This is a genomic window from Hymenobacter antarcticus, from assembly GCF_039539545.1.
GTDB lineage: Bacteria > Bacteroidota > Bacteroidia > Cytophagales > Hymenobacteraceae > Hymenobacter > Hymenobacter antarcticus.
Genome location: NZ_BAABDI010000007.1, coordinates 141,554 through 161,733, shown reverse-complemented (window position 1 = coordinate 161,733; position 20,180 = coordinate 141,554). Strand labels below are relative to the sequence as shown.

14 protein-coding genes are annotated in these 20,180 nt (G+C 60.6%); 4 read left to right on the top strand and 10 right to left on the bottom strand.

Annotated features, from left to right (window positions below):
• A partial coding sequence (locus tag ABD819_RS07565; protein ID WP_345122689.1) for a hypothetical protein occupies nt 1-203 on the top strand: 203 nt, incomplete at its 5' end.
• Here ABD819_RS07565 and trxA read toward each other — a convergent pair.
• Nucleotides 200-529, bottom strand: coding sequence for a thioredoxin (trxA, locus tag ABD819_RS07560; RefSeq protein WP_188562614.1), 330 nt, complete (start codon nt 527-529; stop codon nt 200-202). The genes ABD819_RS07565 and trxA overlap by 4 nt on opposite strands.
• Nucleotides 530-806: 277 nt before the next feature.
• Nucleotides 807-4,490 carry a DNA polymerase III subunit alpha gene (gene dnaE, locus ABD819_RS07555; protein WP_345122684.1) on the bottom strand — a complete coding sequence of 1,228 codons (3,684 nt, stop codon included), beginning with the start codon at nt 4,488-4,490 and terminating at the stop codon, nt 807-809.
• Nucleotides 4,491-4,655: 165 nt separating this feature from the next.
• Here dnaE and ABD819_RS07550 point away from each other — a divergent pair, with 165 nt between their 5' ends.
• The gene (locus ABD819_RS07550; RefSeq protein WP_345122682.1) at nt 4,656-5,198 is read left to right on the top strand and encodes a hypothetical protein; all 543 of its coding nucleotides are present in this window, start codon (nt 4,656-4,658) and stop codon (nt 5,196-5,198) included.
• On the top strand, nt 5,191-5,877 hold the full coding sequence (locus ABD819_RS07545; protein ID WP_345122680.1) for a nucleotidyl transferase AbiEii/AbiGii toxin family protein: 687 nt from the start codon (nt 5,191-5,193) through the stop codon (nt 5,875-5,877). The genes ABD819_RS07550 and ABD819_RS07545 overlap by 8 nt, the downstream gene beginning before the upstream one ends.
• 31 nt (nt 5,878-5,908) lie before the next feature.
• Here ABD819_RS07545 and ABD819_RS07540 read toward each other — a convergent pair whose 3' ends face one another.
• The 8 genes from ABD819_RS07540 to ABD819_RS07505 all read right to left on the bottom strand — a co-directional run bounded on the left by ABD819_RS07540 (nt 5,909) and on the right by ABD819_RS07505 (nt 18,549).
• A complete protein-coding gene (locus ABD819_RS07540) occupies nt 5,909-8,161 on the bottom strand; it encodes a LysM peptidoglycan-binding domain-containing protein (protein ID WP_345122678.1) in 2,253 nt (750 codons plus the stop codon).
• A gap of 187 nt (nt 8,162-8,348) precedes the next feature.
• Nucleotides 8,349-11,198 carry an outer membrane beta-barrel protein gene (locus tag ABD819_RS07535; RefSeq protein WP_345122676.1) on the bottom strand — a complete coding sequence of 950 codons (2,850 nt, stop codon included), beginning with the start codon at nt 11,196-11,198 and terminating at the stop codon, nt 8,349-8,351.
• Nucleotides 11,199-11,372: 174 nt separating this feature from the next.
• Nucleotides 11,373-12,017, bottom strand: coding sequence for an O-methyltransferase (locus ABD819_RS07530; protein WP_345122674.1), 645 nt, complete (start codon nt 12,015-12,017; stop codon nt 11,373-11,375).
• Nucleotides 12,014-12,919, bottom strand: a complete 906-nt coding sequence (locus tag ABD819_RS07525; RefSeq protein ID WP_345122672.1) for a YDG/SRA domain-containing protein — start codon at nt 12,917-12,919, stop codon at nt 12,014-12,016. Before ABD819_RS07525 ends, ABD819_RS07530 begins: the two co-directional genes overlap by 4 nt.
• Nucleotides 12,916-14,154, bottom strand: coding sequence for a M16 family metallopeptidase (locus tag ABD819_RS07520; RefSeq protein WP_345122670.1), 1,239 nt, complete (start codon nt 14,152-14,154; stop codon nt 12,916-12,918). Before ABD819_RS07520 ends, ABD819_RS07525 begins: the two co-directional genes overlap by 4 nt.
• A 97-nt stretch (nt 14,155-14,251) precedes the next feature.
• The gene (locus tag ABD819_RS07515) at nt 14,252-15,361 is read right to left on the bottom strand and encodes a glycosyltransferase family 9 protein (RefSeq protein ID WP_345122668.1); all 1,110 of its coding nucleotides are present in this window, start codon (nt 15,359-15,361) and stop codon (nt 14,252-14,254) included.
• A gap of 114 nt (nt 15,362-15,475) precedes the next feature.
• On the bottom strand, nt 15,476-15,940 hold the full coding sequence (locus ABD819_RS07510; RefSeq protein ID WP_345122666.1) for an Lrp/AsnC ligand binding domain-containing protein: 465 nt from the start codon (nt 15,938-15,940) through the stop codon (nt 15,476-15,478).
• A gap of 383 nt (nt 15,941-16,323) precedes the next feature.
• The gene (locus ABD819_RS07505) at nt 16,324-18,549 is read right to left on the bottom strand and encodes a protein-disulfide reductase DsbD family protein (protein ID WP_345122664.1); all 2,226 of its coding nucleotides are present in this window, start codon (nt 18,547-18,549) and stop codon (nt 16,324-16,326) included.
• 235 nt (nt 18,550-18,784) lie between these two features.
• On the opposite strand from ABD819_RS07505, the gene ABD819_RS07500 reads away from it, so the two are divergent.
• The gene (locus ABD819_RS07500; protein WP_345122662.1) at nt 18,785-20,167 is read left to right on the top strand and encodes a hemolysin family protein; all 1,383 of its coding nucleotides are present in this window, start codon (nt 18,785-18,787) and stop codon (nt 20,165-20,167) included.
• The last annotated feature ends 13 nt before the right edge of the window (nt 20,168-20,180 follow it).

The following is a 20,180-nucleotide window of genomic DNA, read 5'->3' as shown; positions in this document are numbered from 1 at the left end:
CCGCGGCCGACTTCACCCACCACGGCCAATTTAAAGGGCAAACTGTAGTCGCGCTGACTACGCCGCACACGCGGCTCAAACTCAGTTTTCATGACATCTTTTGGGAAAGCTGTCAACCTATTTCCGGACCCGACAAATTACTAAAAAAAGCCCCTTGCCAAATTGGCAAGGGGCTTTTTGCTGCCTGGCAGCGGCTTATTTAGGCCGAAACCTGGGCTTCTAATTTCTGGGCGAGTACGTGCTTAGGCACGGCGCCTACTTGTTTGTCAACGATTTGGCCGTTCTTGAAGACCAGCAGCGTAGGAATGCTGCGGATACCGAACTTCATGGAAGTCTGGGGGTTGGCGTCTACGTCAACTTTGCCCACGATGACCTTGCCTTCGTATTCGCCGGCCAGCTCCTCTACCACGGGACCCACCATGCGGCAGGGGCCACACCATTCGGCCCAGAAATCGACCAATACGGGCTTGTCGCCGCTGATGATTTCGTCAAAATTGGCGTCGGTTATTTCAATTGCTTTGTTTCCCATTTCAATTTGGGTTGGGGTTTAAAGAATAGTCTGGCGTATACGGCCAATGGGGTCGCAAGGTAGCAGATATGGACGGGTAAACAGCGTGGGTAGGGGAAAGTTCAGCCCGATGGCTTGGGCGAGGTGAAGGGTGCCATATTCTATCTGAACGTTATGCTGAGCCTGTCGAAGCATCTCTGCCGCGTAACTCACTCAATCGTCACAACGAAGCGGTAGAGATGCTTCGGCAAGCGGACGCCAGCTTAGGCATGACGTTTTACCAGGTTCATTTGCTGCTCTAAATCAGCGTGCAGACTTCCATCTCCATTTCGTGCATCTTCTCGATAAACGTCTTAGGCTCAATCTGAAACTTGCGCGAGAACATGTCTACCGCCAGATGCTCGTGGGGCTCCACGAACTGGATTTCGAGGCGCTTGCTGCCCGGCGCGTGGTCGATGGCGTCCTGCAAACGGTCGAGCATGGGACCGGTCACGGTGCGCAGGTCGAGGCGCACGCGCACGCCTTTGCTGCGCTTTTCGGCCACATCGGCCAGGGGTTCCATCGTCAGGATGCGCAGGTCCCACTGGTCCTGAGTGTGGCGGCGCAGCTCCTGCTTGAGGCGCACGTACATGGGCGGCACCTGCTCGTTGGGGTAGTTGCGGGGGTTGATGAGGGGCGCGAACTTGGTGTAGTCGTCGCGGAATAGGGCCGGGTTGATGCTCGTCTCGTAGTCCTCAAGGGTGAAGGTGCAGAAGGGTTGGCCGGTTTTCGTGGTCTTGAATAATACGTTGTTAATCAGCCCGGCCACGGCGATTTCCTTGTTTTTGATTTCGTCCACCTTCTCCAGGCCGCAGGTGCAGTAGGCATCCAGCTCCAGCTTGAAGGCGTCGAGCGGGTGGCCCGAGAGGTAGAAACCGACCACTTCCTTTTCGCGGCGGAGCTGCTCGGTTTTGCTCCAGGGCTCCATCTCGTGCATCTTGGGCAGCGGCGCGGCTACCGCCCCAAATGCGGAGGCCCCGAACAGGCTGTGCTGGCTGCTTTCCTTGGCGGCGGCGTGCTGCTGGCCCAGCTTCATGGCCTTTTCGATGAGGCTCTGGTCGCCGGCCGGGGCGTCGAGGTAGAGGCGGCGGTGCTTGTCGAAACCGTCGAACGCGCCGGCCTGGGCCAGGCTTTCGAAGGTTTTCTTGTTCACGGTGCGCAGGTTCACGCGCTTGGCAAAGTCGAAGATATCGGAGTAGTTGCCCGCTTTTTCGCGCTCCTGCACCATGCTTTCCACCGCCAGCTCGCCCGCGCCCTTCACCGCGCCCATGCCGAAGCGGATGGCCCCCTCCTGGTTCACGTTGAATTTCAGCAGGCTTTCATTCACATCCGGCCCCAGCACGGGCACGCCCTGCTTGCGGGCTTCCTCGATGAAGAACGTCACCTTCTTGATGTCGCCCATGTTGTTGGTGAGCACGGCGGCCATGTACTCGGCCGGGTAGTTGGCCTTCAGGTAGCCAGTCTGATACGCCACCACGGAGTAGGCAGCGGAGTGCGAGCGGTTGAAGCCGTACTCGGCAAATTTCTCCATCACGTCGAACACGTCGTTGGCCTTTTTGGCCGGAATATCGTGCAGCTTCTTCGCGCCATCGATGAACTTCTCGCGCTCCAGAGCCATCTTTTTCATGTCCTTCTTACCCATAGCCCGGCGCAGCAAGTCGGCCCCGCCCAGCGAGTAGCCGGCCAGAATCTGGGCCGTCTGCATAATCTGCTCCTGGTACACCATAATGCCCTGGCTGTACTCCAGGATGGGTTTCAACAGCTCGTGCGGGTACTCTACCACTTCCCGGCCGTGCTTGCGGTTGATGAAGTTCGGAATGAACTGCATCGGGCCCGGCCGGTACAGGGCGTTCATCGCAATCAAATCCTCGATGTTTGTCGGCTTCAGGTCTTTGAGGTACTGGCGCATGCCTTCCGACTCGAACTGGAACGTGCCGATAGTATCGCCGCGCTGATACAGCGCATAAGTCTTTTCATCATCGAGCGGAATGTCGTCGATGTCGATTTTCACGCCGTGGTTGCGCTCAATCAGATTCATGGCATCCACGATGACAGTCAGGGTTTTGAGGCCCAGAAAGTCCATTTTCAGCATCCCGGCCGACTCAATCACCTTGCCGTCGAACTGCGTGATGAGCAGGTCCGAGTCCTTGGAGGTCGAAACCGGGATGTACTTCGTGATGTCATCCGGCGCGATAATGACGCCGGCCGCGTGAATGCCGGTGTTGCGCACTGAGCCTTCGAGCTGCGTAGCGAGGCGCAGGATGTGGCCCTTGAGGTTATCCGGCGATTCGTCGCGCCGAATCATGTCCAGCTCCTGGTTTTCGGCGAAGGCCCCGGCCAGGGTGGTGCCCGGCTTTTCGGGCACCATCTTGGTGAGGTCGTTGGTCTGCGGCAGGGGCAGCTCCATGGCCCGCGCCACGTCCTTGATGGCCGACTTGGCCGCCATGGTGCCGAAGGTGATAATCTGGGCCACCTGCGTTTTTCCATACTTATTCACCACGTAGTCAATGACTTTCTGACGATTCACGTCGTCAAAGTCAATGTCGATATCGGGCATCGACACGCGCTCCGGGTTCAGGAACCGCTCGAACAGCAGCGAGTACTTAATCGGGTCGATGTTGGTGATGCCCACGCAGTAAGCCACTGCCGAGCCGGCCGCCGAGCCCCGGCCCGGCCCCACGGCCACGCCCACCGAACGACCGTGGTTAATAAAGTCCTGCGTAATCAGAAAGTAACCCGCAAAACCCATGGTTTGGATGATGCGCAGCTCGTAGTCCAGCCGCTCCTCAATTTCGGGCGTGCGGATGGAATAGCGCGGCTTCGCTCCCTCGAAAGCGCCCTTGTAGGTGAGGTGACGCAGGAAGGCATCGCCATTGGCGTGTTCGGGCGGAATGGGGAAGTTGGGCAGCAGAATATCGCGCTGGAGCTTCGGCGGCGTGATTTTGTCAACAATCTCATTGGTGTTGTCCACGCTCTCGGGCACGTCGATGAACAGCTCGTTCATCTGGGCCTGGGTCTTGAAGAAGAACTGGTCGTTGGCGAAGCCGAAGCGGGTGTGGGGCTTGGGCTTCTGCAGTTCTTCGTCGATGCGGCGGAGCTGGCGCTGGGCCTTTTCGTCGCGGCTGTGGTCGCGGCGCAGGTTGTCGAGCAGGTCATACTTCACCTCGCCCTTGCCGGTCATCAAGGTGTAATAATTGGTTCGGATATCCCCAATCGGATTGCTGTGCTCCTCGCCGGTGTTCACGCACAGTAGCAGGTCGTGGGCCGCATAGTCATCCTGGTTGACGTAGTGCGAGTCGTTGGTGCAGATGACTTTGACGTTGTGCTTGTGCGCCAGGCGCAGCAGCACCTGGTTCACGTCTTCCTGGCTTTTGCCGGTACCGTCGAAGTTCATCAGGCCGTGGCGCTGGATTTCGATGTAGTAGTCCTCACCGAACATATCGAGCCACCACTTCAGCTTTTCCTCGGCCTCAGCTTCGGTTTTGAAGAGAATGGTTTGGGGGATTTCGGCCCCGATGCAGCAGCTGGTAGCAATCAGGCCCTCGTGGTAGCGCTCCAGCAGCTCGCGGTCGATGCGCGGGAATTTGGAGTACACGCCCTCGATGAAGCTCATCGAGCAGAGCTTGCTCAGGTTGTGGTAGCCGGCCTGGTCTTTGGCCAGCAGCAGCTGGTGGTGGCGCACGTCCTTCTCCCCTTTCTCGCGGCTGAAAGCCTTTTTGTGGCGGTCCTCCACCAGGTAAAACTCGCAGCCCACGATGGGTTTCACGTTGTACTTATTAGCCTCAGCCACGAAGTTGAACGCCCCGAACATGTTGCCGTGGTCGGTGAGGGCCACGGCGGGCATGCCATCGGCCTGCGCCTTCTTCATCAGCTTGCTGATGCTGGCCTGGCCGTCGAGCAGCGAGTATTGCGTGTGGCTGTGGAGGTGCGAGAAAACGGGCATTTCTTTTCAGTTAACAGTTATCAATGAACAGTGAGCAATTGATAGCCGAGCGGCGGTTTTAGTAAAGATACCCCCGTCCGGGGAGCTTGGCAACACGGGGAGACAGTCAGAAAAGTCACCTACATTTGTGTATCGCATATCGCGATATGCGATACAGCTTGTAACATGGCAGAGCACAAAGGGATGCGGCCACACGACGTGGTGGTACTGCTGAAACTGGTCAGCGTGGCGCACCAGGAAGAAATTTTAGTAAAATCGGAGGCACTTCAGCAGAAAGCGCTGGCTGCTTCTTTGGGAATGAGTCAATCGGAAATATCTGCTTCGTTGCGCCGGAGCCGCGTGGCCCGACTGGTGGCTCAGGACCGGCAGCAGGTGCATCCGCAGGCGCTGTTTGAGTTTCTGTGCTACGGGTTGCGCTACGTGTTTCCGGCCGAACCGGGCCCGGTGTACCGGGGAATGCCAACTGCCCACTCGGCCCCACCACTCAATGCCTTGATTCGCAGCGCTGAGACGTATGTATGGCCCAGCGCAGAGGGCACCGCACGGGGCGAATCCATTGTACCGCTGTATCCGTCGGTGCCTTTCGCGGCACGGCAGGACGCGACGCTTTATGCCCTTTTGGCCCTGGTAGACGCGCTGCGGGTTGGCCGGGTGCGCGAAATTATCCTGGCGCAGGACTTACTCAAAAAGTATATACTCCGTGGCTGAAATCATCAACACGGTAGCCCTGCAAGCAGTGGCCCAGGGTTTGGGCAACCTGTTGCCCGAAGTAGTATTCGTGGGAGGAGCCACCGTGGGGCTCTACGCCAGCAGCCCGGCCGCTCCCATTTCCCGGCCCACCGACGACGTGGACTGCATCATTGAATTGGCCTCGTACGGTGCTTTTGCGGCGCTGGAAGAACGGCTGCGTGCCCGTGGTTTTCGCAATGACGTGGAGAGCAGGGTACAAATTCGGTGGCTCTACGAAGGCATACCAGTTGACGTGATGCCCACCGACGCGCGGGTACTGGGATTCAGCAACCCGTGGTATCCGGTCGGGATGGCTACCGCGCAATCCCATACATTGCCCGATGGCACCATTATCCGGATTTTGCACCCTGCCTATCTGCTGGCTACCAAGTTTTGTGCGCTGCAAAACCGGGCAAGCGACTTACGCCTGAGTCACGACTGGGAGGATATCGTGTACGTACTGGAGGAACGAGCGGAAGTAGTTGAAGAGGTCGCCACTGCGGCTTCCGACGTCAGAATCTTCATTGCTAACCAGTGCGCCAGCGTCCGGCGCAAGCCGAACGTAGAAGAATTATTCGAAGCAGTAATGGGGCGGGGCAGCCAATTGCCGCTGCTTCTGCACAAGCTAAAACAACTAGCTGAACTCGATAAGCAATGAATTGCCTATCCGTTGTGGGCTACCGCCTGGCCTACTTCGCGCCGGCCACCACCCGCAGCTCCTCCCCTATCTTGACCGATGTATCGGTCGCGGCCCGGCCGTTCCAGGCTTGCAGGTCGGCCACGGTCACTTTGTGGAGGCGGGAGATGCTGTAGAGGGTTTCGCCCACGGCCACGGTGTGGGTGGTGGCGTTGGGGTCGGCGGAAGCGGTGGGGCGACTGGCGGGCAGCGTTGCCCCGGCGGGGCCCACTGGTTTCAGCAGCATCATTTGGCCGGCCACCAGCTTGGCCGAGGGTGGCAATTGGTTGATGGCAATGAGCGTGGCGGGCGGCACCTGGAAGCGCCGGCTCACCGAATACACGGTTTCGCCGGGCTCGACGCGGTGATAGGTGTCGCTGGGAGCGGCGGCGGGCAACCCGGCTACGGCCGCAGCAGGCGCGCGCGGGGCAGCGGCAGGCGGAGCCACTACCGGACGAGCCAGGGCCGGGCGGGCGGGTGTGTACACGATGCCCGGCGCCGCCACCCGTGGCGCGGGTGCTGACACAGGAGCCGGGGCCGGGGCTTCGGTCGGCAGGCTTTCAACAGGCACACCCCCTGCCTCAACGGGCGTGGGCTCGTCGGCCAGAGGAGCCGGCGCGGGCGCGGGGGCCGGGGGCGGCAGCGCAATTGTGGGGGCGGCGGGTGCGGCAGGCCGGGTTGGCAGCGGAGCTGACGCAGGTGCCGCCATCAGCTCTGGCACGAGAGCCACGACCGGGGCGGGGGCCGGAGCCGACGGGGCGGCGGCAGTGGCGGTTGATAGCGCTTCGCCCCAGCCATCGGCTTCTGCTCTCACCACTTCCCTGGTTTCAGCCCCGCCGTTCTTCACCTTGATTTTTACCTTGACTTTGACTCCGTCGGGAGCCGATTCGCGTAAGGTAGCTGCGGCCTCGTTGGCCCGCTCCACCAGGGCATCGGTTTCGGCGGGCGTGGCGGCCGTGGCGGGCCGCTCCAGGGCCGCGCCTTCGGGCAGGCTGCGGTATTCCACCGCCACCTCGCGGGGGCGGGTGTGCTGCAGCCACAGCACCCGGCCAGAACGCAGCTCCTCGACGCGGGCCATGCGGTTTTTAGCGTACACGGCCTTTTGGCGCATGCCGTACTTCTGGGCCACGTCGAAAATCGTTTCGCCGGGCTGGAGCACGTGGTATTCCACGGCCCCGGCATCGGGCTTGCTTTCCAGGTAGTAAGGCCGGCCGGTTACGGCCGCATCAAAGCCCGTCATTTCATTGTGGCGCAGAAATTCGCCCAGCTTCTGGTTGGCGCGGCGGGCCAGGTCCACGGTGGTTTCGCCGGGCAGCGCGATAAGGGCGCGGAGGTTATTTATCTCAACTTCGGCCGCATTGCCGGCTACGGCGGGCAGGGCCAGCAATTCCTTGCTGCTTTGCAGGCGCTGGTTGGCCACGATACCGGCCGCCTGGGTAACGTCGCCCACGGGCACGATGAGCGTGTAGGGGCGGTCGGCGGGCACGGCGGGGGCCAGCAGCCAATGGTTGTGCGCGGCCAGGGTAGCCGGCTCTACGTGCAGTAGCTGGGCCTGGGATTCGAGGGTTTGGCCGGACGTGGCCGGAAATTCCTGGAGGCGCAACGGGGGCCTGGGGTTCTGGCCACAGGCGGGCTCGAAGGCGATTTTCTGCGCCAGAAACATCAGCACGTAGGGCGACGTGGCCTCAGTGATGGCCATTTCGGTGGCGTCGGCATCGGTGGGCAGCGTGTAGGGTTTCACGCCCGTCAGGCCGGTGTTGTAGCTGAGCAGGGCGTTCAGCCAGTTGCGCAGCGCGGCATTGTTGCGGGTGAGGTAGCGGGCGGCGGCGCGGGTGCTGGCCGTGAGGTGCTGACGCTCATCGACTTCCTCATTCACGACCAGGCCCAGGCCGGTGGCGGTTTCCTGCTTGAGCTGCCAGTAGCCCACGGCGGCGTGGTTGCTGCGGGCATCGCCTCGCAGGGCGCTTTCCTGGAGCACCAGATAGCGAAAATCGAGCGGCACGCCTTCTTCGCGCAGTACCCTATCGATGATGGGAAAGGCGGCATCGGCCAAATCTACGCGGGCCTGAAACGAGGGCTGGTGACGGCACAGACCATCGGCTTTTTGCTGCACCAGCTGCCGGGCTTCCTCGCTCAGCACGAGGTGCAGGCCGGCCACGTCGAGGGCAGCGGGCACATCGCGGTGCGGGCCTGGGGCAAGGGGCTGGGCGGCCAGCGGCCCGGCCAGGGCCAGCAGCAGCAATAGTAGGGCAACAGGATTTCGCATAAGCAACGCGGGCAGTTCGGCCCGGCAGCTACAAAGAACCTGAATTTTGGGCAATACTCCCAGAACGTCAAGCTTCATCTGGTGTCCGCTTGCCGAAGCATCTCTACCGCGAGCGTAAATGAATGCCTGCGCGGTAGAGATGCTTCGCTACGCTCAGCATGACGTTCTTTTTCCGAGCAGTTTTTCGCTATTCCCGCCGGCCGCCCCCCTCGGGCCGACCAAAGCTGCGCTCCCGACGCTCACCCTCGACGGGCGGCGTTGGCGCTATCACGTTGCCGCTGCGGATGTTGTAGGTGAACATGAGCATGAGGTAGCGCTGCAAAATAGTGGTTTGCACGTCCTCGTAATACGCCTCCGTCACGTTGCGCTGGATGGCGCGGTTCTGGCCCAGCAGGTCGAAGGCGTAAACCCTGATTTCGCCACGCTGGCAGGGGAAAAGCTTCTTCCCCAGGCTGGCATTCCAGAGCACGTACTGCTGGTTGAAGCCCGCCGCGAGGCCGGAGTATGCCTGATGCACGAGGTCGGTGGCGAAGTTGATGCCCGGGCCCACAATCCAGTTCAGCCGCAGGCGCGACACCTGGGCGAAGTAGTTGGAATTGAGCTGCGCCCGGAGCGTGTTGCGCACAAAGTTCTGGGTGGAGGTGGTGGAGGCCGTGAAATCGAACTGGGGGCTGATGTTGGAGCTCAGCGTGAGGCCCGCGCCCAAGGCCGGCACGCGGGCATAGTTCAGGCCGCCGTTCACGAGGCCCGGCGTTTGGGTGAAGCTGGCATTGGCGCTCAGGTTCACGTTGGTTTTAATGGCCTTGATGGGCCGGCCGTAGCTCAGCAGCGAGCGCAGCGCGTACTGCTGGCTCAGGTTGGTGGGCTGCACCAGCTGGCCGCCGGCCGGCAGGCGCACGTCGGGTGCGCCCTCGGGCACCACCGTGGTATCGCGGGCCACCACCAGCGTGCGGTTCGAAATCGGGTTCTGAGTGTAGGAGCCCGACAGCAGGGCGAAGAAATTGCTGGCCACTTCGGGACTAGAGGCCGAGTAGCGCAGGTTGGCCGAGTGCTGAAATTCCTGCCGTAGCGTGGGGTTGCCAATGGTGAGCTGCAACGGATTGGAGTTATTCACCACGGCCTGCAACTGGCTCACGCTGGGCGGATTGGTGTTGGTGCGGTAGTTCAGGCGCAGGTTTTTCTGCTTCGTGAACCGGTAGTTCAGATTGGCATTGGGCAGCACGTTCACAAACGTGTAGCGCCCGATGCCGGGCCGCGGGTACCGCGCATCGCTGTACAGCTCCGCGTATTGCCCCGACAGGCCGACGCTGGCCTGGTACTTCGGCGTGATGTGCCGGTAGGTTACGCCGCCCGATTGCGTTAAGTAGTAGGTATCGAATACGTTGCTCAGGCCCTCGTTCAGCTGGCGGGTGTCGCCGGTCAGCACGTCGTAAGTGTACTTATTCGAGTTGTTGGGCGCGTAGTTAATGGCGTAGCTGCCCTGCAAAATATCCCGCTTGGTGAGGGCCTCCGTGAGCGAAAGGTTGGCGTTGAGGCTGCCCCCCTGCTGCTTCAGGGTGCTGAGCTGGTTGAGGTTGGCGCGGGCCGCGCCCGTGTCGGTGGTGCGCAGGGTGGTGGTGGCGTCGCGCTCGCTGTAGGTGCCGCCCATGCTGAGGCTGGCGGTGCGGCCGGCCTTGGCAAAACGGTGGCGAAGTAGCAGGTCGCCGCCGGTGTTCAGGCCCGCGTTGTCGGCCTCGTAGGTGCTGTTGATGTTGCTGCTGTTGGTAGTGTTTTGCTCGATATTGGTGCGGCGCGTGAGGCCGGCCACCAGACTGGTGGCCTCGTTTTGCTGGTAGCTGAACCGGGGCCGAAACAGAATGGAATTGGCCGAGTCAATCTTATGCTCCAGGCGCATATTGAAGCGCTGGTTGGTGTTGAGGCTGGTGGTGTTGGCCGTTTGAGTGTAGGTCTGCGGCAGCACGTACTGCCGCTGGGTGGTGCTGAGCAGCGTGTTATCGGCCCGGTTGAAAAAGTAGATGGCCGAGAGGTCCGTTTTCTTGTTCCAGGAGTCGGAATAGTTCAGGCCCACGGCGTTGGTTCTGGTGAGGCCGCCGCTCTGGTTCACCAGGAAATCGCCGGCATTGCCGCCGTTGCCGCCGCCGCCCGGTGCCCCGCCCCCGCCCCGGCCGCCGCGCCCACCGCCGCCCTGGTTCGAGTTGCCCACCACGCCCAGCAGGTCTTCGGTACCGAAGTTCTGCTCGTTCACATCGTTCGACTGCGCCAGCACCGACAGCCGCCGGGTGCCCTTGAAGTTGTTCACGTTGCCGTTGGCCTTGTAGCGCTCCGGGCCCGCGCCGGCCACCACCCGCCCAAAGGTGCCGTTGCGAAATTCCACTTTCGTCACGATGTTGATGGTCTTGGTTGTGTTACCGTCGTCGAAGCCCGAAAACCGGCTTTGCTCGCTGCGCTGGTCGAATACTTCCACCTTATCCACCATTTCGGCGGGCAGGTTCTTGAGTACCGCGTCGGGGTCGTTGCCAAAGAATTCCTTGCCGTCGACCAGCACCCGCTGCACGTTTTCGCCCTGGGCCTGCACTTTGCCATCGGCCCCGCGGCTCACGCCGGGCAGCTTCTCAATGAGGTCCTGGGCATTGGCATCGGGGTTGGTTTTGAAGGCCCTGGCGTTGAACTGCGTGGTATCGCCCTTCTGCACCGACTGCGCGGCCTGCCCCGTCACCACCACGCCTTTGAGCTGGATACCACCCGTTTGCAGCGCCAGCGTGCCCAGCTGCACGGCTTGCCCGGCCACCGTCACGGTTTGGCGCAGCTTCTGGTAGCCCACAAACGAGGCATCGAGCAGGTAGCGCCCAGCCGCCACGTTATCAAACTGAAACTTGCCGTCAGTATCCACGGCCGTGCCGGTTCTCACCGAGTCCGGCAAATGAATCAGCAGCACGTTGGCCCCGATGAGCGGCGACTGGTCTTTGCCGTCGGCCACGCGCCCGCTCACCGTAGTGGGAGCCTGGGCACGGGCAGCGCCGATGCTCAATAACAGCAAAATAAACAGGTGTCTGAACCGCGGATTTATCGGATTCATCGGATTATTCGGATTTTGTGGGCGGGGCAGTCTGCGGTAATAGTGCTGGCTACATCGGGGCTAGGCAAAGGCCATTAAACAGGTGCCACAGTCGGCCACGAAATCCGATGAATCCGATAAATCCGCGGTTCAGACCTAGACTTTCCGTAGCAGCAGGAGCCCATCGCGCAGGGCCAGAAAAACCGGCTCCACGCGCGCATCGCGGGCTACCTTGTCATTGAAGGCCCGCACGAAGGGCGTGTCTTTGTCGTTGGCTTTGAGCGCGTGCGTGGGCAGCACCTTGCCGCTCCACAGCACATTGTCGATGATGAGCAGCCCGCCGGGGCGCACATGGTCAATCACTGCTTCAAAGTACGCGTCGTTGCGGCGCTTGTCGGCATCAATAAAGACCAAATCCCACACTTCATCGACCAGCCCCGGCAAAACATCGAGCGCCGCGCCGATGTGCAGCCGCACCTGCTCCGTAATACCAGCCGCCGCTACGTAGCGCCGGATGCGCGCCTCCTTCTCGGGGTCGATTTCGATGGTGTGCAGCAGGCCGTTATCCGCCAGTCCTTCGGCCAGGCACAGCGTGGCATACCCGCAAAACGCCCCGATTTCGAGAATGCGCCGCGGGCGCATCAAGTGGCTGAGCATGCTCAGCAGCCGGCCCTGCACGTGGCCGCTGCTCATGCGCGGCAGCAGCAGTTGCAGGTGGGTTTCGCGGGTGAGTTGGGCCAGCAGCGGCGGTTCCGGGGCGGTGTGCCGCTCGGCGTAGCGTTCGATGGGGTCCTGGCTCATTTGCTGAGCGGGTTTAGCGCGGCTTTCAAATGAATATGCTGCCGCTGGTAAGTCAGAAACTCAATTGCTACTTGATGCTGGGGCTTCAGGTGCAGCTTTCCGGGTAGTCCAATTAAGGTATAATCGTCGGCAATGGCGAAGGTACCCAAGTCAAAAAGCACATGATGATTTGGGCATAAGCACAACACATTAGGCAGGATATCGGGCCCATTGTGCGGTGCCCCAAGAGGCTTGATATGAGCAGCTTCGGCATAGAATCCGGCGGGAGCCTCAAGCCGAGTATCGCATACTTGACAGTGGTATTTATACAACGCTTTCACCTGCCGCGTTACGGCGGTATCCCGAATGAGCCGGGAGGTTGTGGCTTCGTAGCGCAGAGCCGCTTCGGCCACAGTTGGAGCTGTTTCGTCGAATAAACTAGGCGTAGCGTAGGACACCGGCACCGCAGATTTTGCTGCTACAACAAGCTCTAGTCGAAACCGAAACACCTTAAAGCCTGACTTTCCAACCGCGAGTTGATGGCCGGCCACCCGAAATAACCCTTCGTAGCGAAATGCTGTGGTGCCGGAGGGAATGCGCACTTTTCGATACACTCTTACTGGCAAACCAGTGGCTTCGCTCCGTGCCAGACCCAGGTTCGAATCCGTTAGGGTTTGGTCGGTTACCTGCTTACCCGTTTCCTGGTTACGCCCGCCGTGGCCAGTATAAAGTATGAAATCTTCATGCACTTTGTCGTCTTCGTACTTATCGGACAAGACGATGCTTTCGGCCCCCTCCTTTTGCGTGGCGCAAATGCCTGCTTGCCGGGGCCGGTGCTGCCGGTGCAGTGACAGTTCCAGCCGCGACTCAAATAAGTCGCCCGGCCGAGCCGTACCTACGTGACCAAATGCTGGCGTACTCACTTCCCTTCCGGCACGTATTGCAGCACGCTCAGGTGCTCTTCGGTCAGCACTTCGTTGGCCATATCGCGCAGCTCGGCCGCCGAAATCTGCTCGATTTTTTCAAAGATTTCGCTCAGCGGCTCCACGCGGCCCAGGTCGAGCGTGCTTTTGCCGAGCAGCTGCATCATGCCGCCGTTGCTTTCCTCGCTCATGGCGAGCTGGCCCATGAGCTGGTGCTTGGCCGTGTGCAGCTGGTTGGTGGTGAGCTCCTTTTCGCGCAGCAGCTTCAGCTCCTTTTGCACCAGGCCCACCGTGCGATTGAGCTGCTTGCCCTCGGTGCCGAAGTAGATACCGAACAGGCCGGTGTCGGTGTAGGGCGAATACGTGCTGTCGATGGTGTAGACGAGGCCGTATTTCTCCCGCACGGCCAGGTTGAGGCGCGAGTTCATGCCGGGGCCGCCGAGGATGTTGTTCAGCATAAAGAACGGAATGCGGCGGGCATTGTTCAGCGAATAAGCCGGGCCACCCACCAGGCAGTGCGCCTGGGAAATGGGCCGGGTTTCGACCTGCGTTTTGCGCTCGTAGCCACCCACCGGGCGGCGCGTGCGCGGCCCCAGTTGGGCCGGCAGCGGGGCCAGAAACTTATCGGCCAGCCGCTTCACTTCCACGAATGACAGATTGCTCACCGAGCTGAACACCAGCCGGTCGGTGCGCAGCTGCTCCCGCAGAAAAGCATGAAAATCAGCAGTCTGGAAGCTGCTGACGCTCTCCCGGGTGCCCAGAATGTTCACGCCCAGCGGGTGCTCGCCAAACACCACCGTGTCAAAGTCATCGATTATGGCGTCCTCGGGAGCATCCTGGTACATGCTCATTTCTTCCAGAATCACGCCCCGCTCCTTCTCCACCTCGCGGCCCGGAAACACGGAGTTGAACGTGAGGTCGGTGAGCAGCTCAAACGCTCGCTCGAAATGCGTGCTAAGCAGCGCCGCGTAGAAGCAGATTTTTTCCTTGGTGGTGTAGGCGTTCAGCTCGCCGCCCACGGTTTCGAGGCGGTTGAGAATGTGGAACGACTTGCGCTTTTCGGTGCCTTTGAACGCCATATGCTCCCAGAAGTGGGCCAGGCCCTGCTGGTGCGGGGCCTCATCGCGTGAGCCAATGTCGAGCAGAAATCCGCAATGCGCAATTTTGGTATGCAGTACCTGCTTGTGTAACAGGCGAATGCCGTTGGGATATTCGTGAATGTGATAATCAAGCATAAGTAGTGCAAAGGTACGGCTTCGCTTAATGGTTAATGATTAGTGGTTAACGGTTAATGAGCGTTTTATCCCCCGCTTATTTATTAAGCGTTAACCACTAATCATTAACCATTGATTTAAGAAGCTGCCCCACCTCAATGCCGTGCGCGCAGCGAAAGTGCCCCAGCGGGCAGGCCGCGTGCCCGTGCAGCCCACACGGCCGGCAGGCAAGCTCCTCCCTGGTTTCCACCACGAAGGACACCGGGCTGAGCGGCCCAAACCCAAACGCGGGCACCGTGCTGCAAAACACGGCCGTCACGGGTGCGCCCACCGCCGAGCACAGGTGCATGGGAGCCGAGTCGTTGACGTAGTTCATCACGGCCCCACGCATGAGGGCGGCCGAGGCCAGCAGGCCGATTTTGCCGGCCAGGCTGATTACGTTGGCGCGGCCGCTGGCGGCGGCCAGGCGCTCGCAGGCGGCCACGTCGGGCGGGCCGCCCAGCAGGTACACTTGCCGGCCGGCCGGCAGCGCCGCCAGCAGTTCCAGCCACTTCTCCTCGGGGTACTGCTTGGTGAACCAGACCGAAGTGGGGGCCAGGCAGATGTACGGCCCGGCGGCCGCGTAAGGAGCCACGGCCGCCTCGTCAGCCGCCGAAGGGTACAGCTTGGGGGCAATGGAATTGGAAATCAGAAATGAAGAATTAAAAATGGGAGCAGATGCGCTACCGTGAGCAAGGCTTTCACCCGACATTTTTAATTTCTCATTTTTAATTTTTAATTCCATCAACGCCTCGTCACTCATCAGCAGCCGCAGGTTACGTTCTACCTCGTGGGTCCCATCGCCGATGGCGTGCGGCACGCGCCGCGTGAAAAAACGGCTGAACGGATTTTTGACGAAGCCCACCCGCTTGGGTGCGCCCGAGAAGGCGGTGAGAAAGCCCGTGCTGGCAAAGCGCTGCAGCGTGACCACCTGGCCGTAGCCAGTGGCCCGTACCTGCTGCAGCAAGTGCCACAGGTTGGCGTATTTGCGGTGTTTCTTGTCCCAAATCAGCACGTTTCGCACGTGGGGGTGGCCGGCCAGCAGGCTTTCGTTGCCGCGCCGCACCAGCACATCGACGGGCGTAGCGGGCTCGTGCAGGGCGAGGTATTCCAGCAGCGCCGTCATCAGAATAACATCGCCAATGAAAGCGGTTTGGATGAGGAGCGTGGCGGGCGGAGAATGCGGCATAAGCGGGGCCCAAAATTACGGCCGCTCGCCCGGATAAGTGGCAGTATTGCGCATAGCCACAAGCCCCGGCCGAGGTATTCACTCGACCGGGGCCACTAACTACCTCCGATTTACCTACACCAGGTTGGCCGGGCGGTTGATGACTTCTTCCAGCGAAATCAGGGTTTCGGTGCGCTCAATGCCATCGATGGGCTGAATGCGGTCGTGCAGCACGTCGCGCAGGTGCTGGGTATCGCGGCACAGCAGCCGGGCAAACACCCCGTAGGCCCCGGTCGTAAAGTGGATGCTCACCACTTCCGGAATGTCGCGCAGCTGTTTCACCACGCTGGTATACTCCGAGCTTTTCAGCAGATAAATGCCCAAAAAGGCATTTACTCCGTAGCCAAGCTTCTGGTAGTCAATGCGCAGGGTAGCACCCTGCACTATGCCAATTTCTTCCAGGCGTGCCATTCGCACGTGCACCGTACCCCCCGAAACATTCACCTTGCGGGCGATTTCAGTATAGGGCATTTTAGCGTCCTGAATGAGCAGATTCAGGATACTGCGGTCAGTATCATCAAGTTCGTAATTTCGGGCCATGTTTTGCAGAAAGGATTTAAAGACAATACAAAATTAAGGGGTTAAAATTTAATTTGTCACAAATTTCAAGTTAAACCATGAAATTATTTGCATCATATGACTCACCCTCTTACATTTGTCATAATCCAAGGCAGAAGGCCACGGCGATAAAGTAGCGGAGAACGGCAAGCAGATTCGACCGGGTAATCGGCGGCATCGCGGGCTAATCTCCTCAAGAAAGGCTCATTTCTTTCACTACTGCTGTGGTTGGATACAGAGGAGAAGAGGGGAAAACGGGGCGGCGTATCTGGGTGGATGCGCTCCTCACAAGTAGTAAGAGGCGGCCTCTGGGTGGGGGCCGCCTCTTCGTGTTTAAGACAGAAAGGAAAAAGGGGGTGGTAAGCTTAGCGGGCCGCAACGGGCGTGCGCTGGTTATTGAACTGCTGCAAACCGGCCCGCAGGAAGGCGCTGAATTGCGCGACGTCGGGCTCGTAGGCAATAGGCGTAAGCAGGGGCTTGTAGGTTGCATCGTCGGGGTCGAGCAGCACGTAATACGGCTGCGCATTGAAGCCGTAGCGGGTTATCTGCAGGTCGGCGTTTTGCTTGCCCAGCGTAGTTTTGAGCTGGTTATCGTGGGTAGAAGTGTACCACTCACTTTGGGGCAGCTCGGTCTTATCATCCACGTAGAGCGCTACAACCACGTAATCATTACGTAGTTTCTCCAGTATTTGTGGGTCGCTCCACACGGTGGCTTCCATCTTGCGGCAATTGACGCAGGCGTGGCCCGTGAAATCGATGAAAATGGGTTTGTGTTCCAGGCGGGCTACGCGCCGGGCCTGCTCCAGGTCGAAATAGCCGTCGAGGTTGTGGGGCAGCTCCAGAAAATCGCCGAAGCGGGGAGTTTCGCGGGGCACGGTACTGCCTACACCGGCCGTGGCCACAGCGGCCGGGCTGCCGCCGTTGGTAGTAGTGGCCAGCGAGAAATCGTGCTTGCTCTGGGGCGGCAGGTAGCCGGCCAGCAGCGGCAGCGGCGCGCCAAACAGGCCCGGCACCAGGTACACGGTGAAGGCAAACGCGAGCACGGCCATCAGCAGGCGGCCCACGCTGAGGTGGTCGAGCGGTGAGTCGTGCGAGAGGCGGTACTTGCCCAGCAGGTAAAAGCCCAGCAGCGCCGAGAGCACAATCCACAGCACGATGTACACGTCGCGGTTCAGCAGGTGCCAGTGGTAGGCCAGGTCGGCGGTGCTCAGGAACTTGAGGGCCAGCATCAGCTCCACGAAGCCCAGCACCACTTTCACGGTATTGAGCCAGCCGCCCGAGCGGGGCAGGCTTTTCAGCCACGAGGGGAAGATGGCAAACAGCGTGAACGGCAGCGCAAACGCCAGCGAAAAGCCCAGCATACCCACGATGGGCTGAATGCGCTCGCCGCGCGCGGCCAAGCTCAGAATACTGCCCACGATGGGCGCGGTGCACGAAAACGAGACCACCACCAGCGTGAGGGCCATGAAAAAGATACCCGCCCAGCCGCCTTTATCGGCCTGGGTATCCACTTGATTCACAATCTGGTGGGGCAGCGTGATTTCGAACAGGCCCAGGAACGACAGGCCGAATACCACGAAAACCACGAAGAAAATCAGGTTGGGCACCCAGTGGGTGGCTATCAGGTTGGGGCCGTCCTCGCCCAGCAGCACCGACACCAGCACGCCCATCAGCACATAAATACCGATAATACTGGCCCCGTACACCAGCGCCTTGAAGATGCCCCGCTGGCGGCTGTCGTTGCCGCTGGTGAAGAGCGAAACCGTCATGGGTACCATCGGGAACACGCAGGGCGTGACCAGCGCGGCCAGCCCAAACGTGAAGGCCAGCAGCGCGAAAGCCCACAGGCCGCCGGCTTTGTTCACGGGGTCGGCATCCATGGCCACGCCGGCTACGGCCGGAGCCGGGGCCACTTTGGCTTCGGTGGAAGCAGCGGCGGCCGGGGCGGTAGGCGCAGGGGCAGTCGCGGCCGCCAACCGGGCCGCCGAATCGGCGGTGGTAGCGGCTGGCTGGGCCGCCGGGGCGGGGGCCACAGCCGGGGCGGGCGTACCCGCGACTTTCGTTTCGGTAGTAACGGGCGGCACGGCACCGATGGTCTTGGCAGCGGCCCCCATCACGGTCAGCGGTCCAAATTTCAGGGTTTCGTTGCCGGGCACGCACTTGCCGTCCACGGTGGTGCAGCTTTGGTAGTCGGCCTCGGCCGAGATGGTGAGCGGGCCGGGCTGCAGCACTTTGATGCGCTGGCGCATCTGCCCGGTCTTTTCCCAGAAGGCTACTTCGCCTTTAAATACCTCGTCCTGCTCGTGGTGCGACTTGATGGCTTGCAGCTTGCCCACCAGCGCGTAGGCCGGGCTGGGCGTGAACTTCAGGGTGAAGACAACGGGGCCCACCTCGTCGCTGAAATCCGAGGCGTAGAGGTGCCACTTGTCGTCGATGCGGGCATTGATGATGAGCTCTACCTCTTCGCCCACCTTGGCCGTGGGCCGGCTCAGGGCTGTGCTTAGGTGCGTGGGGGTCAGAATCTGGGCCGTGACGGGCCCGCTCAGGCCCAGTATGAGCAGTAATGAGGTAATAATCCAGGAATTCTTCATTGACTTGGTACGATACATCACGCCTTGTTATTGCCAGGGCCCAGGCTAGCTAACAGGAAATAACCTGCCTTCGTTGCGGCCACTGGCCCGGCATTGGAGCAGGGTAGTCGGCGGAAGCCGCATTAGCTTACAAACGTTACAAACGCTTTCGCCCGCAAAATTAAGGCTCCCCGGATGACAAACGGATGAGCTGAAAGTTCATCGTGCCAACTACCTGCGTCAAACTTGCGTACTTTTGGGCAACAAAGGCCTCCAGACCGACCGCGTCGCGGGGGCCGCCAACATGGGTTTAAAAATATTATTCACCGTTTTACTAGTCCTTGTAAACGGTTTTTTTGTGGCCGCCGAGTTCGCGCTGGTCAAGGTCCGGCTCTCGCAGATTGAGCTCAAAGCCAAGGAGGGCAACCGCCTGGCCCGCCTCACGCTCACCATGTTACAAGACCTGGAAGCCTACCTGTCGGCTTCGCAGCTGGGCATCACGCTGGCCTCGCTGGGCCTGGGTTGGATTGGTGAAAGCGTGGTGGCCTCCATTATTCTGGCAGCCGTGCACGCCCTCAATCTGGACGTAACGCCCGAGCTGGCCCACCAGATTGCGCTGCCCGTATCCTTCGCCACCATCACGGTGCTGCACATCGTTATTGGCGAGCAGGCCCCCAAAATGCTGGCCATTCAGCGGCCCGAGGCCCTGAGCCTGGCCGTGGCCCTGCCGTTGCGCTTGTTCTACATCATCAGTTTCCCGGCCATCTGGGTACTTAATAAGCTGTCGAATATTGTGCTGCGCATGTTTGGCGTAAACTCCGGCCACGGCAACGAGGCCCACACCTCCGACGAGCTGCGCATGCTGCTGGACCAGAGCAAGGAGAGCGGCGAAATTCAGGATTCGGAGCACGAGCTGATTGAGAACGTCTTTCAGTTCAACGACCGCATGGTGAAGCAGATAATGGTGCCCCGCACCAAGCTTTCGGCCCTGGATGTACATGCACCCGTAGAGCAGATTCTGGATATCATCTTCGCCGAAGGCTTCTCCCGGATGCCGGTTTACGAGGGCAACATCGACAACATCGTGGGCGTGCTCAACGTGAAGGACCTGCTGCCCATCATCCGGCGCGGCGAGGCCGTGGAGCTGGCCCGCATCATGCGCCCGCCCTACTTCGTACCCGAAACCAAGAAAATAAACCGGCTGCTGCGGCAGTTTCAGCGCAAGCACATTGTGATGGCCGTGGTGAGCGACGAGTTCGGCGGCGTGTCGGGCATCGTCACCATCGAGGACATCATGGAGGAGCTGGTGGGCGAAATCCAGGACGAGTACGATAACGAGGTGCCGGTAGTGGAGAAGGTGGCCGAGGACGAGTACCGCGTGAACCCCGCCACCCCCATCTCCGACGCCAACGAGTACCTCCCCTTCCCCCTGCCCGAGGGCGAAGACTACGAAACCGTGGGCGGCCTGCTCAACGTCATCTACGGCAGCATTCCGGAAGTGGGCGACGTGGCCGTGCTCGACCCCTACGAATTCCGGGTGCTGCAACGCTCGCGCCGCGCCGTGGAGCTGGTGCAGCTGCGCGTGACTACTGCCGCCGAGCGCGAAGCCCCGCGCGGGGAGCTGGGCGGCGAGATGTAGGGTCTGTTAAAAG

Excerpts from the sequence above, each read along its gene's own strand:
- ABD819_RS07540 (WP_345122678.1), bottom strand. The coding sequence starts at position 8,161 with ATGCGAAATCCTGTTGCCCTACTATTGCTGCTGCTGGCCCTGGCCGGG.
- ABD819_RS07510 (WP_345122666.1), bottom strand. The coding sequence starts at position 15,940 with ATGGCCCGAAATTACGAACTTGATGATACTGACCGCAGTATCCTGAAT.
- ABD819_RS07505 (WP_345122664.1), bottom strand. The coding sequence starts at position 18,549 with ATGAAGAATTCCTGGATTATTACCTCATTACTGCTCATACTGGGCCTG.
- ABD819_RS07520 (WP_345122670.1), bottom strand. The coding sequence starts at position 14,154 with ATGCTTGATTATCACATTCACGAATATCCCAACGGCATTCGCCTGTTA.
- trxA (WP_188562614.1), bottom strand. The coding sequence starts at position 529 with ATGGGAAACAAAGCAATTGAAATAACCGACGCCAATTTTGACGAAATC.
- ABD819_RS07530 (WP_345122674.1), bottom strand. The coding sequence starts at position 12,017 with ATGAGCCAGGACCCCATCGAACGCTACGCCGAGCGGCACACCGCCCCG.
- ABD819_RS07550 (WP_345122682.1), top strand. The coding sequence starts at position 4,656 with ATGGCAGAGCACAAAGGGATGCGGCCACACGACGTGGTGGTACTGCTG.
- dnaE (WP_345122684.1), bottom strand. The coding sequence starts at position 4,490 with ATGCCCGTTTTCTCGCACCTCCACAGCCACACGCAATACTCGCTGCTC.
- ABD819_RS07515 (WP_345122668.1), bottom strand. The coding sequence starts at position 15,361 with ATGCCGCATTCTCCGCCCGCCACGCTCCTCATCCAAACCGCTTTCATT.